The following is a 17,485-nucleotide window of genomic DNA, read 5'->3' as shown; positions in this document are numbered from 1 at the left end:
TATATCACCTTCAGTGTTCGGGACTTTCACCCTATAGACTATGCCCATGCCGGGCACACTTAATAAAAGACAGTGAATATATATTCACTGCCTTATTAATCTATTTATTTTTTATATTACCTATCTGCTTTAATAATATAGATACTGTTCCATCTACATTATTAATAAACTCTATCCTATCTTTATCATTAAAAAATTCAATAGGTACATTTATTTCTATTCCTGTATCTGTAACGATTTTTTGCTTCCTAAAGTTTCTTCTTTGTATTTTTTCATTTACTTTAAAGGATTTATCCTCCAAGCCTTCTTTTTCCATTGTCTCAATATATTCTTTTTTCATTTCTACATTATTTCTAAAAATACTACTTGCAACTTCTTCAACATCTATTTCTTCCTTTGTTTTTAGAGATTCTGCCACAGCCTTTTTGGCTTCTCCTACTTTTTCATAATCTCCCTCATAATTATTCTCTAAAAACTTCTTAGTTGTTTTAGTTAATATCTTCACTTTTTCCTTTTCTGACCTTTTACTACTACATTTCAAAAAAAGTCTAGATAAATAATATATTTTTTCTCCATTTATATCATACTCTTTTTCTAATAAATTAATATCTAAAGTGGTAAGATCTATTAATACACATTCATCTACCTTTTGATTTTCATTGGGAAGAGATGTTCTTTGCTTGATTATTGAATTTACTACCTTTTCATCTACTTGATCTACATTATGAATATATGAAGTCCTATAATTTAATTTAAATATTCCTAAATAATTTCTACCTTCATACAAAAATATGCTAAATACTATATCTGCTGGAGGTATATCAGGATATGATTTTATTAGATTAAATAACATCTCACTTAATTCTTTTGTATCATCTATAAATGTATTTAAATTATATGAGACACAGATATCTTTAACTCTGTTATCCCCTTCATTAAATCTAGCAGGTCTTAATGATCCATCATTTAATACTCTAATTATATGTTTTTCTAAAAACTCATTTATATCATCTTCTACAGGATGCTCCACCTCTGATAGAACCGGAATCTCTAAATTATTATCTAATATATGAACTATCATCTTCTGAATTTCTAACTGCTTTTCTTCCACTATCTCCACTCCTTACTACACTAATTTAAACTCTAATTCATATTTTATTTTATAATTCATAATCTGTCTATGAAAAAATACCCCTGCAAAATATAAGATTATATTTTAATATTAAAATATAATCTTATATTACAAGAAAAGAGGAGCCAAATAGGCTCCTTATCTCTTTCTATTAGTAACGTCCTCCAAAACCATAAGGCATAAATAAAACTACTAGTAGTAAGAAGAAAAACAATAACTCACTACCACCATCAAATAAACCGCCTAATACTCCCGCACGTTTATCACTCATCAAAATACCTCCTTAGAAATATAATAATAAAGATTTTATATGCTAAAAATCTCTTCACTATAGAGTATGTAATAGTATATTTTCTGTTACATACTAAGCTTTTTCTATAAAAATTAAGAAAAATAATAATATATCTTATTATTATTTTCTTAATAACCCTTTATTTTTAGTTCAAAACAATATATAATAATACTTAGTATTATAACCTGGTACTAATACTAGTATAAATATGGAGGTGTCTTATGAAAATACCAAGTCTTAAGATAGATAACTTAATTGCTAAAGTTCCTGTGGTTCAAGGAGGTATGGGTGTTGGTATTTCTCTATCTTCTTTGGCTGGAGCTGTAGCTAAAAATGGAGGAATTGGAGTTTTATCTGGAGTAGAGATAGGATTCGATGAACCTGATTACTTTTCAAATAAAAAAGAAGCCAATATAAGAGCATTAAAAAAACATATAAGAAAGGCTAAAGCCCTATCTAATGGAGGTATTATTGGGATCAATTTAATGACTGTTCTTAATGATTTTGAAGAATTAGTTAAAGAATCTATTAAAGAAAAGATAGATATTATATTTTCTGGAGCTGGTTTACCGATAAACCTTCCTAAATTCACTAAAGGCAGCAATACTAAAATTGCACCTATAGTATCATCAAGTAAAGCTGCGAAAATCATTTGTAAAAAATGGGATAAAAAATATAATGTTATACCTGATGCAATAGTAGTAGAAGGTCCTGATGCTGGAGGCCATTTAGGATTTAAAAAAGAAAATCTACAAGACCAAGATTTTAGTTTGATTAATATTATTAAAGATGTATTAGAAACAATAAAACCGTTTGAAGAAAAATATAATAAGCCTATTCCTATTATAGCTGGTGGAGGAATAGACAACGGGAAAGATATAGGAGATATTTTAATGGCAGGAGCTTCTGGTGTACAGATAGGTACAAGATTCATTGCTACAGATGAATGTGATGCTTCTGATAAGTTTAAAGAAAACCTCCTTCAATGTAAATCTGAAGATATAGTCATTATTAATAGTCCTGTAGGCATGATAGGTAGAGCAATATCTAATGACTTTTTAGATGCTGTATCTTCTAATACAAAAAGACCCATAGGTTGTATCTCTAATTGTCTTAAGCCCTGTATACCAACTCAAGCTCCTTATTGCATTGCAGAAGCATTAATAAATGCTCAAAAAGGCTATATGGAAAATGGATTTGCTTTTGCCGGTGCTAAGGCTTATAAAGTTGATAAAATTATACCTGTAAAAACTCTCATGGATAATTTAATGACAGAAACAAAAAGTTATTTAGATAATAAATATTAAATATTTAAAATACCATCCTAAATTAGGATGGTATTTTTTATTCTCTAGTAAGTAATTTTATTAAGTACTCTTCTTTAACTATATCCTCCATTGAGTCAAATCCTAATTCATTTAATATCTTCATTACGTTTAAGTTATCATAAGGTGTCATAATCAATGAATCTTCTCCAAATTCATTGACTATCCTTGTAGCTTTATCCACTTCTATATTAGTTCTTGGACCTCCTACACATCCTCCATCACATCCCATACCTTCTACAAAATTAGCTGAAAGTTCCTTTCCTGAGGAAAGATGGTCTAGTATAAGTTTACAATTCTTTACTCCATCAACCTTTTTAGCCTGTAGTTTAATTAATCTCCTTGGAGCAATTCTATTAACCACAGTTTTAACTGAGAAACTAACCCCTCCTGTTCTAGCATATACTCGTCCTCCAAAGGATGCTTGATCTTTTTCATCTCCTTCTAAGGACTTTAGATCTATATCTAGAGATTTGAATATTTGATCCAATTCTCTGAAGGTTAATACAAAATCAATATCCCCTTTTAAACTAGGTTCTTTAGCTTCTCCTTTCTTTGCTATACAAGGTCCAATAAATACTACCTTAGATTCTGGATATAATTCCTTTAAAAACCTACCTGAGGCAATCATAGGGGATATAGATGGTGACATATGCTCAAATGTGTCAGGATAATTTTTTTTCGTTAAATTAAACCAAACAGGACAACAACAGCTTGTTAAAAAGAAATCCTCTTCTTTTTTTACTAAATGGTTGAATTCATGAGCTTCTTTTATAGTAAGTATATCTGCAAACATGGCTACTTCAATCATATCTTGAAATCCTAATAATTTTAAACCTGTTCTTATTTGTCCCATGGATATATTATCTCCAAATTGTCCTATAATAGCTGGAGCAACAGTTGCATATACTTTAGTATTTGTATCTTTTAACATATTAATTAAAGGTATAAATTCAATCTTGTCTGCTAATGCACCAAAGTCACAATCATTAATACACTGTCCACAACTTAAGCACTTATCATTCACTATAACTGGTCCTTTTTGTCTTTTATAAACTTGAGCTTCGTAGCGACATATATCATCACAGCCACAATCTTCTTTATCACAATATTCACAAACACCCTCTATTTTGGATACTATTGGTTTTTTAATAGCATCAATTTCCGTAATCTCTTCTAGTTCATTTTCAAATTTAGCTTTACCTTTAGGTTCTAGTCCCATTGCTACTCTTATCTGATCCTTAATAAAACTTAAATCATCTTCTTTAAATTCATATTTTTCTTTTATGTCTAAAGCTAGTTTGTCTAAATCCTTTATATCTTTTAGCTCACCGTTCCAATACCTCTTGACTAATTCAGAGAATATTTCCATTCTCTTTTGTTGAAATCCAGTAAATGCATTTAAGCTAATCTCACTCACCCTTTCCTTCGATATTATTAATACTATTATACACATATAAATGGTCTCCTAAACTAAAAAAGCTGAAGAACAATAATTGTTCTTCAGCTTTTTAGTTATATATTTATTTTTTCTCTTATATAATATTATCTACTAATCCTTTATTTATTTTTATGCCCTTATCTAATACTATTACTTTATTTGCTATCGCTCTTGCATCTTCTTTATTATGAGTTACAAAAATAGTTGTGATATCTGCTTTATTAAGAATTTCTTTTAATTCTTTCCTAATTTTATTCTTTAAATCAGCATCTAAATTACTAAAAGGTTCATCCATTAATAAAACTGAAGGCCTTGGAGCTATTGCTCTAGCAAGAGCTATCCTTTGTTGCTGGCCTCCACTTAATTCATGGGGATATCTATCTTTATACTCCACCATATCTATTAGCTTAAGTACTTCATTAAGTCTACTTATTTTTTTCTTTTTATTCATTTTATCTAAACCGAATAATATATTTTTTGAAACAGTCATATGTGGAAAAAGAGCATAATCTTGAAATACCATACCTATTTCTCTATTCTCAGGCATTATAAAAGTGTTTTTATCCATTAAAATATTGTCATTTAAAGAAATACTACCTTTTAAAGGTTCTTCAAGTCCAGCTATTAGTCTTAAGATAGTACTTTTACCACTACCACTCTCTCCTAATATAGCTAAAACATCTCCTCTATCAATATTCATGTTAAGTTTGTTTATAGTATATTCTTTAGAATTATTGTATTTAAAGTATAGGTCTTTAATATTTAAAAACATTACTTAACCTCCTTATTTTCTAAACTAAACAAGGCATATATTGCTATAGCACTTATAATGATTATTAACATAGAGGAAATTGCTGCTTCTTGAACCATTTCATCATTTGCATACTCAAAAGATTTCGTAGCTAATGTATTAAAATTAAAAGGTCTCAAAATCAATGTAAGGGGTAATTCTTTTAGAATATCTACAAATACTAAAATGAACCCAGTGATTATAGCTGGCTTTAGCATTATCAAGTCTACTTTTAAAAAAGTAGTGGTTACATTTTTCCCCAAAGTTCTAGAGGCTTCAAAAAATTGCTTTCCTATTTTATCAAATCCAGACTCTATTGGATTGAACCCTATAGCTAAAAATCTTATAATATAAGCAAATATCAACATAAAAACACTTGTGCTCATTACTAATTTAGGAGTATTACTATTAAATATTTTATAAACTCCATATAAACTATTATCAACTTTAACTAATAATAATATCACGGCCATAGCAATAACAACTCCTGGTATAGAATAGCCTATAGATGTAATTTTAGAATATATTTTTGAAATCAAACCACTTTCTATACGATTGAAATTTGATATAACTATAGCAATTATTATTATAAGCAAAGTAGTAATTGTTGCTACGGATATTGAATTTATAATTAATCTTATAAACTCATAATCAAGTACACTGGTAAATGACATAATACTCCATCTTATTAATTGAAGTGTTGGTATTATAAATCCTAAAGATAATATTAACAAACTATATAGAAAAACTATCCACTTACTAATTCCCTTTATTTTATATCTTTTTATGGGTCTTATTTTAGAATTACTGAAACTATATTTTTTTCTTCCTCTTAGAATTTTTTCTAATATAAGTACAAAAAATACAATTGTTAATAATACTGAAGATAATCGAATAGCTGAATCAATATCACCAAAAGAAAACCACGACTTAAATATTGCAGTGCTAAATACCGGTATTCCAAAATATTTTACAACTCCATAATCATTTAATACTTCTAAAACAACTAAACTAACTCCTCCTATTATAGCTGGTCTAGATATAGGTAATAGTATTTTAATAAATATCTGAAAAGGATTATTACCTAAGACCCTACCATTTTCAATCAAACTTGAAGATTGTTTTTCTAAAAATGATTTAGTTATAAGATATATATAAGGATACAATAGTATTGAAAATATAAACACGGCTCCAGGGATATTCATGATATCAAAATAACCTTGATTTATAGTTAATCCTAACCTTTCTCTTAAAAAAATTTGAATTATACCAGTATAATCTAAAATACCACTATAGGTATAAGCTCCTATATATGGCGGTATTGCCATTGGTAATACTAAAGCCCATTTGAAGATTCTTCTTAAAGGAAATTCAAATACAGTTATAATCCATCCTAAACTTGTACCTATAATTAAGCTAATGACCCCAGTAAAAAGTATAAGTAACCCTGTATTAATCAAATAATCTTTTAATAAATATTCTCTTATATGTGTCCAATTATCATTGGGTTTATTAAAAAGATTTTGTATAATATTTAAATTCGTGATAATTATAACTAAGATTATTAACGTACTTAGTATCGACCAAAGATTTACGTTTTTTCTTATTTTCCCCATGCTTATCATATGAACACTTCCTATAATAGGTTAATAGTTATTATTAAATTATTTCCATCCTACTCTGTCAAATATTTTCACCGCGTCAGTATTATGCTCACCTAAAGTTGATAAGTTTATATCTTGAGTATTAAAATCTCCCCAAGATTGTAATAGTTCTGAAGGATTTACATTATCATTTACAGGATACTCGTAGTTTGCTTCTGCAAATTGTTCTTGAGCTTTTTCACTAGATAAGAATTCTATTAGTTTTATCCCTTGCTCTGGATTCTTAGCATTTTTTGTTACCCCTGCTCCACTTACATTTATATGAGTACCATCTGTATTTTGGTTTGGGAAAAACACACCGACTTCATTTGCTACTTCTACTTCTTGAGGATCTGATGAGTTTAACATCTTACCCATATAATAAGTATTCATTATAGCTAAATCTCCTTCTCCAGCAACTACTGCCTTTGCTTGATCCCTATCATTTCCTTGGGGATTCCTAGCCATATTATTAACTATTCCTTTTGCCCATTTTTCTGCTTCTTCTTCTCCGTATAATTCAATGAAAGAAGATAATAATGACTGATTATATATATTTGATGATGACCTTACTAAAACCTTACCATTCCATTTCTCTGATGTTAAATCTTGATAAGTGGATAGTTCATCTGGATTCACCCTATCTTTTGAATAAACTATCACTCTACCTCTTACTGTTAATCCGTACCAAGTACTGTCTACATCTTTAAGATTATCAGGTACATTCTTTGATAGAGTTTCACTTTCTACTGATTGTAAAAGCTCTTTTTGCTTTGCTCTATCTAGCCTTCCTGCATCAGCAGTTATTAAAACATCTGCTTCTGTAGACTCTCCTTCTCTTGAGAGTCTTTCTATTAATTCATCAGAATCCGCTTTTACTATATTTACTTTTATTCCAGTTTCTTCAGTAAAAGTCTTGTATAGTTCTTCATCTGTATCATAATGTCTATCCGTGTAAACGTTAACAACTTCTTTGTTTCCTTGAGGTGTATCTAATTCACTATTTCCTTCCTCATTTGTACATCCTACAGCTATAGATGCTATTAAGATAATACTTATAAAAATTAATGCTAATTTTTTCATAATACCCTCCTAAGTGTTTATATGTTTTTTTGAAAAATGATATCTGTTGATAATTATTATCATTTAACTACTTAATATAATAGTACATATTTATTTAGACTGTCAAGGGGCAACAAAAAGAGTAGAGAAAACTATAGTTTTCTCTACTCTTTCTGTTCAAATATTCCATATATGAGTTCTTTGGCTCTTATTAAATCATCTTTATGTATATATAAGTCTACTCCATAAGGATTAAAACCAGTTATTATCTTTGTAAACTCTCCACTTCCCTTTTGTTTTTTTATATATGATATATCATTATCTTTTAATATATCTTGTAAAGTATTTATCTCATATCCATCAGAAAAATTACCTAAAAATACTAATTCCTTATAAAAGTTCATAATTGCCCTCCTTCTATAGAATATAATTTCTTATTATTATTATATTCGTGGGACAAAATATTGCTATATTATATTTCTTCTACTTTATAAGTATTTAAAATATTTTCTAAATTACATGAGTACGTATCTAATTTATCACTTAAATCTTTAACATTTTCTGTTACTGCAAATTGCTCTTGAGCTTTAAATGATGTATCTTTTGCTAAGCTTGAAGTTTGAATAGCTGTAACATCTATATTTTGTATGGTTTTTATTATATTATCTTTTTGCTTGTTTACACAATTTATGTCTTCTAATATTTTTGATACTTTTTCCATCATCGTATTTATTGATTTATATACTTTTTCAAAGGAATATTTAGTGTTATAAACTGCTTGCTTTTCTTCCTCTACTATTTTTTCACTTTCCTTAACAATATTCATAACATTATTTGATTTATTTTGTACTAAGTTGATTCTATCTTTAATATCATTAGCTTGTACTGCTACTTGATCTGATAATATTCTAATTTCATCAGCTACCACAGAGAAACCTCTTCCCGTATCTCCTGCTCTTGCAGCCTCAATTGTAGCATTTAAAGATAAAAGATTGGTTTGTTTGGAAATGTCTGTAATGCTTGATACTATATCTTGAATATGTAATATAGATTCATTAAGATTTTTAATATCATTTTGAATTTTTTTATATATAATATTATTCTCTTCTGATTTTTGTTTTAAATTATCTATTTCACTTAATCCATTATTTACTACTTTATCAACTTTAAAAGATGTTTTTATAATATCTTGAGCATCTTCATTTATAGATCTCATTATACCTGCTAAACTATTAACCTCCATAATACCATATTTAACATCTGTTGTTTGTCCATCAGCTCCAATTGCTATTTCTTCTATCCTCTCAGAAACATGCTTATTATATAAGTATGCGCTATTAGAAATATCATTTAAATTACCTGAAGCTTCTTTCACTTCCTTTGTCATAAGTCCTGCTCTAATTAGTAAATTTGTTAAATTATCTGTCATCCCATTAAAACTATTGTTTAACAATTCAATTTCAGAACTAGTATGGTAATCTGCTTTTTTACCTAATTTCCCTTCAGATATTTTTTCCATCAAAAATGCCATATTCTTGATAGGTTTTGAAATTATATTAGAATATAGAATCCCTAATAAAGTAATCAAAATTAATAATATAGCTACATTAATCATAATAAAGTTTCTTGTATTGACTGTCTCTTTCATGTACTCTTTCTCAGTTATAGTAGCTACGGGATACCAATCTATGCCATACTTTGTCATATTCTTATATGCAGCTATCATTTTATTTTTCTCATCTTTATAATAAATCAATTCAGCTTTAATATCTTGCTCATTAGCTACTATTTTCCCCATTATTTTATTGTTATCATTAGATAGTATTTTTTCTTTGTTTTTATGATAAATAACAACACCATCATTATTCAATATATATAAATAACCTGTATCTCCAATATTTATATCATCAAAATCTAAAGTGAATTTCTCTAAATTAAACATAATAACCATATATCCCAATCTATCAGACAAACTATCAATAGGCTTTGCAACAGGTAAAACAACTTTATCTGTTGCTTCTGATATAGTAGGTTCACCTATAATTATACTTTTATTTTTATCTTCGATTTTATTGAAATAATCTGTACTAGATATATTTAATCCCTTATATATTTCCTTGTATCTAGATCCATCAGCTATAACATTTCCATCTAACCCTGTTACAAATATCGTTTCATATAGACCATCCGAGTTATTAATTGTATTCTTAAGTGCTATAGAAACATTGTTTAAGCTTATTGCATCATCTATACTATTGTCATTAAATACATCTTGCATTAATACTATCATATCTGATTGAGCTATTAGGCTTCCAAAAATATTATCAGTACTTCCCATAACTTTTTCAATGTTACTTTTAACATTTTCAGCCTGAGAATTAAGAAGTTCATTATGTGCTTCTTCCATTTCTTTCTGGAATTTGTTATAGGATACAAATCCTAACAAACTAACTGGAATAATTGATATTATTAAAAATATTATTATCAATTGAATCCTAAGTGGAAGTTTACTCATTATTTTAATTTTAGACATGTATTCTTTTACTTTAGATAGTACTTTTCTCCCCTTATCCATATATGTTCTCCCCCTTTTTTGAAGTCTTTTTTATAAGACTCAAGTACTATATTAAATAAAGATAGTTAATTATAAATTATACTATCGTTAATTGTATGTTAATTTAATAAATCCACAAGGAAAATTCCTTGTGGATTTATATTAATTATTTATTTTTTATTAAATCCTTAACTACCTCTGATGCTATTATTAGCCCCGCTACTGAAGGTACAAATGAAACACTTCCTGGAGTTTTTCTTTTATTTATTTGATATTTTGAGTCTGGTTTTTCAGGTGAAGCATTCATTTCTTGAGGTATGAGGGGCGTTTCTTTTGAGTATACTACTTTAAGTTTATTGACTTCTCTTTTTTCAATTCTCTTCTCATGCCTCTAGCTAAGGGACACATTGATGTCTTATATATATCAGGACTTCTAACATAGTGGGGTTTAATTTATTTCCAGTTCCCATAGAACTAATTATTTTTATTCTTTTTTTATCACATCTTTCTATTAAATTAAGTTTTGAACTTACCATATCGATAGCATCTACTACATAGTCATATTCTGCTTTTATGAGAAATTCTGCCGTTTCTTCATTATATAATTCTTGAAAAAATATAACCTCCACTTCAGGGTTTATATCTTTTATTCTTTTCATCATTTCTTTTACTTTGGAGTTACCAATGGATAAATGATTAACATGAATTTGTCTATTTATATTCGTAATATCTATATCATCGTGATCTACTAAAATAAATTTTCCAACCCCACTTCTTGATAGACCTTCTACTACAAATCTTATATGAAGTATTTTATAAACTATACATATATTATTACAATATCCACTATATTATCTTTAAAAAATAATAGAGCCTACTTTTTAGGCTCTATCTAATACAATACTAGTTATATAGGTATGATTCTTAATATCTAAGTAAGGTCCTCTGGTTATTTCATAATATATATGTTTCATATCTAAGGCTTTTTTGAAATGACTTAAAGCTATTCCTGCATCTATTATGTTCATTTTCTTTAGAAATAATCCCTTGAATGAAAATGGTTTTCCTTCAATATACATATCAATGACGTCTTCTTTTTTATAAAATCTCCAAGGCTGACTATTCACTGCTGAAGGGGATACTCTTACTAAATCTAGTATTTGTTCCCAACTTTCATCAAAATCCCCTTTAAATATTTCTTCCTTATCTAACCTTTTATGTGTCTTTATTTCTTCATCTGGATATCCTAGGGATACAACAATCATTGGTATATGACCTTCCTTAACTTGTAGCTTGTTATAGATATCTTCCCCTTTTATTGCACTACCGATCCAACAGGTTCCAAGTCCTAATTTTGTTAGCTCTATTATGATATTTTCTAATATAAATCCAATATTCTCTAAATAGCCATCTTTCTCTTCTGATGTAGCTAATAAATAGTAAGGGGCCTTAATTTTACCATAATTCCCCACTATTCCTTTGAAAACTTCAGATACTTCTCCTCCTCCTTCAACCAAATGTATTTTAGTATCAATGGTTGAATAAAGACTCTCATAATTTTCAATTATGTCCTTTATGCTTTCTATCTTATCCTTTAAATTATCATCCCTATATTTCCTTATAGAATGACGTTTATATATGGCTTCCGAATCTTTCATATATTCCTCCTAAATAGTTATATAATAATATTATTATATAACTATTTAAAAAATCCTTCAAAATAAATAAAAAAGTCTTAAATATTTAAGACTTTTTATCCATAACCTATATAATTTTCTTTAAATTCTTTGTATCTATCATAACTAAATAATGCATCCTCTTTTGTATTATCAAATATAATTCTATAACTTTTTTCTCCCCAGGGCGAAATCTTCTTAATATAATCTACATTTATAATATAACTTCTATGACTTCTATAAAACATCTCACTATCTAATTTATTATATATAGAAGATAAAGTTCCATTAGTTTCGATTTTCTGATCTTTTGTATGTATAAGAATTTTTCTATTAAATTTCTCAATAAATATAATTTTGTCAAAGTCTATGAAGTTTAGGCCACTTTTCATTCTATAGGCTAATCTCTTCAATTTAAATCCTCCTATCATTATATTTATTAATAAAATAATATCATACTTCTAATTACTTGTAAATAATTTTACTATACTATTTTATATTTACTTTTATTACAAAATAATACACAAATAAAAGCCACAAACTCAAGAATATAACGGGCAATTTAAGTGAAAAAATAAACAATTATAAATAACAGGAAATATTAATTAATTTTTTCGACAGGGTTTGATATATACAAAGAAATAATTATATATTTTAATACATTTAAGAAAAACAGACATGATTTTAGTGTTTTCGGTAATATAATCTTACCTTCTATACTCATTGAATAGGATAGAAAAATATTTTGTAGAATACTTTACTAACATAATAAAAAGACAAATCATGAAAAATCTAAAGAGAGGGGTGTTTCCATTGTACAGGTTTGAAAATAAACATAAGTTAGTTAAAAAATATCTAATAAACTGTATAAGGAGGATTTAAAATGAAAAAAGCTAAAAGTATTATTTCATTACTAATCTCTATCATAATGGTGGTTTCTTTAGTATCAATAGGTTTTGCTGATAATGATAAGGACAAGGTAGCCAAAGGAAAGGTTAAAACAAATCCCATAGAGAAAATACAGGATAAAGATAAAGATAAAATATTTGATAATTTAAATGAAAAACTTTCTAAAAAAAATGTTAAAGATGAACTATCAGTAATAATAGTATTTAAAGAAATGCTAGACAAAAAGGAAATTGGGAAAATAGAAGATACGATAGGTAAATTTAAAATCAAACATAAGTTTAAGACTATACCTAGTATAGCTGCTTCTTTAACAAAGTCACAGATAACTCAATTATCTTCAATGGAAATTGTAGAACATATCGAATATGATATGGAAGTAAAAGCATCTAATGATACGGCAAGAGAATGGTTTGGAGCTACTAAATCATCCCTTGATTTCGGAGTAAATGGTGACAGAGACGGTAACCTAAACAGCTATTCTAAGAATGACGTGGTTGTAGCTGTAATAGATACTGGTATAGATGCTAATCACATAGATCTTGATAATGGTAAAGTTATAGCATGGAAAGACTATGTAAAAGGCAATTCAACGCCTTATGATGATAACGGACATGGAACCCATGTATCTGGTATTATTGCTGGTGAGGGTGATGGAAACTCTAATTATAAAGGTGTAGCTGAAGGTGCTGCATTAATAGGTCTTAAAGTTCTAGATAGAAGAGGTAGTGGTGATATGAGCGATAGCACCGCCGCACTAGACTGGTGTATAGCAAATAAAGATACCTATGGTATAGATGTAGTAAATATGAGCCTAGGTACAAGTGGCAGTTCAGATGGTACTGATGCAACTTCACTTGCTGTAAATAGAGCAGTAGATGCAGGTATAGTTGTAGTAATAGCGGCTGGTAATTCTGGTCCAGCTAAATATACTATAGGTTCTCCTGGAGCTGCTGAAGATGCAATTACAGTGGGAGCTATGGCAGATATCGGTGAAGGTGGATTCAACTTAACTGATTTTTCAAGCAGAGGTCCAACAGCTGATGGAAGAATTAAGCCTGATATATCTGCTCCTGGATATAATATTATGGCTGCCAAAGCTAATTCTTCAAGTTCATACGTATCTTATAGTGGTACTAGTATGGCAACTCCATTTACAGCAGGTACTGTAGCTTTAATGCTTGATGCAAACCCTAGTCTAAATCCTACACAAATTAAAAACATCTTAATGTCTACATCAATAGATATGGGACCTAATGGCAAAGATATAGAGTATGGTATGGGAAGATTAGATGTTTTTGAAGCTGTTAAATCTGCTGGAGGATATAGTGGAACTAATATTTCTGTACCGGATGTATTGTATGGATCCGATAAAATTGATTCTAGCAATGGATCAGATGTATGGAGATTTAATGTAGATGACACAACATATCCTATATCAATTACATTGGTAATGCCAAATTGGACAAGCAGTTGGTACAGTTCAACTCCTGATTTTGATATTTACTTATATGATTCTAATGGTAATGAAGTAGCTAACTCTTTAACAGCTACAAGACAAGAGAATATTACTTTTACACCAACTAGTACTGGTAGTTATACTTTAGAAGTATACTCTTATTCAGGAACTGGTAGTTACTTCTTTGATATTAGTACAGATGGAAGTAGTTTGACTCTTCTTCAAAATCAATAATAATGAAACGCCTGTGGTTTAATCCACAGGCATTTCATTTTACAATGTTAATAAATTCTTTATCATCTAAATATTTTCTAAAGTCTTTATCCTTTCTAGCTATACTTCTAAAATCATCTAAAATAGTTATGGCTTTTCTTAAGTCAAAAAAAGCTCTATTTTTATCATCTAACTTAGCATAGCTGCAAGCTCTGTTATAGTATAGAAATCCTGCAGTTGGATTGTTTTTTATTCCTTCAGTCAATATTTCTATCGCTCTATAAAGATCCCCTTTTTCTATAAAAATCACTGATTTATTTAAGTAAGTGTAAGGATATTCTTTGTATAAATCTAATGACTTATCATAATACTTAATTGCATCATTTTCATTGCCTAACCTTTTTTCTACTACTCCCATATTATAAAAAGATCGATAATATTTGGGGTTAATCTTTATACTTTTCAACAAATATTCTTTAGACTTACTATATTCCCCTATTTCTTCATAAATAGAGCCTAAATTATTATGAGCCATATAATCTTCAGTATTTAACTTAATAGTCTTTTCATAGTATTCTATTCCTTTTTCTTTGTCTCCTAACTCATCATAGATATTTGCTAAATAAAAATAAGCTCTATCATATTTTTCATCTATAGAAATTGTCTTTTCATATAATGACTTTGACTTTTCTTTTTTCCCTAAATCATCATATATAATTGCTTGCCCATAGTAAGCCCCTGCTTCTCTATCATTAATATCTATTATATCTTGATAAGTACTTAATGCTCTTTCTTTATAACCTAACTTATCAGCTATAAGAGCTACTTCATATAGTATTTCTATCTCTTTATTTATATCTTCATTAAACTCTATAGCTTTTTCTAAAAAATTTAAAGCTTTTTCTTCTTCATTTTGTTCATGGAATTTCCTTGCTAATACTATATAATTATCCCTCTTATCGTTTGGTTGTATATTTGGCATAAATTCACCTCTTTTAAGTCCTTTATCTTATAATATCCAATATTTAATTATATTACAAAAGGAAAAACCTATAAAGATTAATCTTTATAGGTCTATTTTACGCTCTAATATATATCCTGTTGTAAATAGGAACAAAATGAATAGTATTATATTTAAAGCTATAGATGGAATGTTAATACTAAAAGGTTCATTAGTAGCATTCATAGCAATATCATTCATCATTATACTTCTCTCACTAAATCTACCAATATCAAATTGTACACCAAAAGGTAAAACTCTTTCTATAAGAACATTAAGATAACTAATACCAGTATTTAATAAAAGAAAAAGTATAAACGCAATTAATTTACCAACCTTTTTAATACCTAGAGCTGCTTTACTTATTGCAATAGAGAAGTAAACAGTCATTATAAAAAGTATTAACTGAAATATACTTAAGATTACAAGTAGAATCATCTCTGGACTCTTTATGATCTCCTTGCCATAGCTTAACATTGTAGTAAACACTGGTTGCTCTAAGATCTGAGAATATTTATTCAATATAAAATATATAAAAATAAATTGTATTATACTATATATCCCATACCATAATAATGTAACTAAAAGTTTTGATAAAACTATTTTGTCCCCGGAAATAGGAAGAGTCAATGTAAGGTATCCTCTGTCTTCATATACTTCTTTACTAAAGGAGTTAACAAAATGTATTAGAATGGCTATATTTCCCCCCATAAGACTTATTACTGATAGAATTATAGTTCTTGGAACATTATTTATATCTGCTGTGGTTAACACAAAAGTACTTAATAAAATCATTGTTATAAATATTATACCAATATATCTTATACTTCCTTTAATTTCGTATTTCATAAAGTTTAACATTATTTGAACACCTCCCTATATATTTCATCTACAGACATAGCTCTTTCTACTCTTAGTTCTTCCACATCTCCAGTCAATACTATTTCTCCATATTTCAAAAATGCTACTTCATTAAATACTCTTTCTAAGTCTTTTACTAAATGAGTAGTTATAATCATTGAGCTATCTTCATTGTAATTGTTAATTATAGCATCTAATATTTTCTCCCTAGCTACAGGATCTACTCCTGCTATTGGCTCATCAAGAATATATAGCTTAGCTCTTCTAGATAAGACCAAAGTCAGGTGTAATTTTTCTATCATACCCTTTGAAAGCTTTGATACTTTTATATTTTCTTCCAGTTCCATGAATTTTAATAATTCTTTGGCTCTCATCATATCAAAGTCTTCATAAAAGTCATTAAAGAAATTTATTGCATCCTTTACTTTCATCCACTTATACAAAAAGTTTCTATCTGGTAGATAAGATACAATTGCCTTTGTCCCTGTTCCTGGTTTTTTTCCATCTATATAAACTTCACCAGAAGATTGAGTCAAAATTCCCATTAATATTTTAATCATTGTTGTTTTACCACTACCATTAGGTCCTAGCAAACCTAATATCTTACCTTTTTCAATATTTAAATTCACATCTTTTAGAGCAATTTTATTCATATAACTCTTACTTAAACCTTTCATTTCAACAATCTTACTCATCATGATCCCTCCCTTTTAATTCCTCTGAGATAATACTTACTATTTCTTCTTTATTAAATCCTAATTCTTTCATATTTGATATAAAAGAATTAATTATTTCCTTTGATAATTCTCTTTTTAATCTAATTAACATATTGTTATCTTCTGTAACAAATGTACCCTTACCTCTTTTCGTAAATGTTATTTCTTCTCTTTCTAGTTCTTGATATGCTCTTTGTACAGTGTTGGGGTTTACCTTAAGTTTTTCTGACATTTCCCGGACAGACATAAGTTTTTCCCCGGCATTAATTTCTTCTTTGACTAGATTTCCTTTAATATAATCAATTATTTGTACATATATTGGTATATTATTATCAAAGTCCATTTAATCACCTCCTATAGTGATTTACTGTATTAATTTAATAGTACACTAATTTTATAAGACTGTCAATAAGTT

The 17,485-nt window shown here is 28.2% G+C and carries 17 protein-coding genes; 2 read left to right on the top strand and 15 right to left on the bottom strand.

Annotation, left to right across the window (positions count from 1 at the left end; genetic code table 11):
* Positions 1–100: 100 nt before the first annotated feature.
* Positions 101–1,111, bottom strand: coding sequence for a nucleoid-associated protein (locus tag GOQ27_RS11715; RefSeq protein WP_203367048.1), 1,011 nt, complete (start codon positions 1,109–1,111; stop codon positions 101–103).
* A gap of 534 nt (positions 1,112–1,645) precedes the next feature.
* Between GOQ27_RS11715 and GOQ27_RS11710 the strand changes: the two genes are divergently transcribed.
* Positions 1,646–2,731, top strand: a complete 1,086-nt coding sequence (locus tag GOQ27_RS11710) for an NAD(P)H-dependent flavin oxidoreductase (RefSeq protein ID WP_203367047.1) — start codon at positions 1,646–1,648, stop codon at positions 2,729–2,731.
* A 37-nt stretch (positions 2,732–2,768) separates the two neighbouring features.
* Here GOQ27_RS11710 and GOQ27_RS11705 read toward each other — a convergent pair whose 3' ends face one another.
* From GOQ27_RS11705 to GOQ27_RS11665, 10 genes are all read right to left on the bottom strand, one after another.
* Positions 2,769–4,205, bottom strand: coding sequence for a [Fe-Fe] hydrogenase large subunit C-terminal domain-containing protein (locus tag GOQ27_RS11705; protein WP_203367046.1), 1,437 nt, complete (start codon positions 4,203–4,205; stop codon positions 2,769–2,771).
* A 79-nt stretch (positions 4,206–4,284) separates the two neighbouring features.
* Positions 4,285–4,962, bottom strand: a complete 678-nt coding sequence (locus tag GOQ27_RS11700) for an ABC transporter ATP-binding protein (protein WP_203367045.1) — start codon at positions 4,960–4,962, stop codon at positions 4,285–4,287.
* Positions 4,962–6,605 (bottom strand): ABC transporter permease, encoded by a 1,644-nt coding sequence (locus tag GOQ27_RS11695; RefSeq protein WP_350445911.1) that lies wholly within the window; start codon positions 6,603–6,605, stop codon positions 4,962–4,964. The genes GOQ27_RS11700 and GOQ27_RS11695 overlap by 1 nt, the downstream gene beginning before the upstream one ends.
* A gap of 39 nt (positions 6,606–6,644) precedes the next feature.
* Positions 6,645–7,706: a Fe(3+) ABC transporter substrate-binding protein gene (locus GOQ27_RS11690; RefSeq protein WP_203367044.1), complete on the bottom strand. Its 1,062-nt coding sequence runs from the start codon at positions 7,704–7,706 to the stop codon at positions 6,645–6,647.
* A 143-nt stretch (positions 7,707–7,849) separates the two neighbouring features.
* A complete protein-coding gene (locus GOQ27_RS11685; protein WP_203367043.1) occupies positions 7,850–8,089 on the bottom strand; it encodes a putative signal transducing protein in 240 nt (79 codons plus the stop codon).
* 68 nt (positions 8,090–8,157) lie between these two features.
* Positions 8,158–10,260, bottom strand: coding sequence for a methyl-accepting chemotaxis protein (locus tag GOQ27_RS11680; RefSeq protein ID WP_203367042.1), 2,103 nt, complete (start codon positions 10,258–10,260; stop codon positions 8,158–8,160).
* A 145-nt stretch (positions 10,261–10,405) separates the two neighbouring features.
* Positions 10,406–10,546, bottom strand: a complete 141-nt coding sequence (locus GOQ27_RS17180) for a hypothetical protein (RefSeq protein ID WP_252187819.1) — start codon at positions 10,544–10,546, stop codon at positions 10,406–10,408.
* A gap of 88 nt (positions 10,547–10,634) precedes the next feature.
* Positions 10,635–10,973: a tRNA threonylcarbamoyladenosine dehydratase gene (locus GOQ27_RS17175; RefSeq protein WP_425475016.1), complete on the bottom strand. Its 339-nt coding sequence runs from the start codon at positions 10,971–10,973 to the stop codon at positions 10,635–10,637.
* Between the two features lie 147 nt (positions 10,974–11,120).
* A complete protein-coding gene (locus tag GOQ27_RS11670) occupies positions 11,121–11,897 on the bottom strand; it encodes a nitroreductase family protein (protein WP_203367041.1) in 777 nt (258 codons plus the stop codon).
* A gap of 95 nt (positions 11,898–11,992) precedes the next feature.
* A complete protein-coding gene (locus GOQ27_RS11665) occupies positions 11,993–12,328 on the bottom strand; it encodes a LytR/AlgR family response regulator transcription factor (RefSeq protein WP_203367040.1) in 336 nt (111 codons plus the stop codon).
* 470 nt (positions 12,329–12,798) lie between these two features.
* Between GOQ27_RS11665 and GOQ27_RS11660 the strand changes: the two genes are divergently transcribed.
* Positions 12,799–14,514, top strand: coding sequence for a S8 family serine peptidase (locus GOQ27_RS11660; RefSeq protein ID WP_203367039.1), 1,716 nt, complete (start codon positions 12,799–12,801; stop codon positions 14,512–14,514).
* Between the two features lie 34 nt (positions 14,515–14,548).
* Here GOQ27_RS11660 and GOQ27_RS11655 read toward each other — a convergent pair whose 3' ends face one another.
* The 4 genes from GOQ27_RS11655 to GOQ27_RS11640 form a co-directional block, all read right to left on the bottom strand.
* The gene (locus GOQ27_RS11655; protein ID WP_203367038.1) at positions 14,549–15,475 is read right to left on the bottom strand and encodes a tetratricopeptide repeat protein; all 927 of its coding nucleotides are present in this window, start codon (positions 15,473–15,475) and stop codon (positions 14,549–14,551) included.
* 84 nt (positions 15,476–15,559) lie between these two features.
* Entirely contained in the window at positions 15,560–16,354 is a 795-nt protein-coding gene (locus GOQ27_RS11650; protein ID WP_203367037.1) for a hypothetical protein, read from the bottom strand.
* A complete protein-coding gene (locus tag GOQ27_RS11645) occupies positions 16,354–17,049 on the bottom strand; it encodes an ABC transporter ATP-binding protein (protein ID WP_203367036.1) in 696 nt (231 codons plus the stop codon). The genes GOQ27_RS11650 and GOQ27_RS11645 overlap by 1 nt, the downstream gene beginning before the upstream one ends.
* Positions 17,042–17,413, bottom strand: a complete 372-nt coding sequence (locus tag GOQ27_RS11640; RefSeq protein WP_203367035.1) for a GntR family transcriptional regulator — start codon at positions 17,411–17,413, stop codon at positions 17,042–17,044. Before GOQ27_RS11640 ends, GOQ27_RS11645 begins: the two co-directional genes overlap by 8 nt.
* Positions 17,414–17,485: the final 72 nt, after the last annotated feature.

The sequence above is a fragment of the Anaeromonas frigoriresistens genome (assembly GCF_016820655.1).
In the GTDB taxonomy this organism is placed as follows: Bacteria; Bacillota; Clostridia; order Tissierellales; family SIT17; genus Anaeromonas; species Anaeromonas frigoriresistens.
Note: the sequence above shows the minus strand (reverse complement) of the source record. Positions and strands in the feature narration are given on the sequence as shown.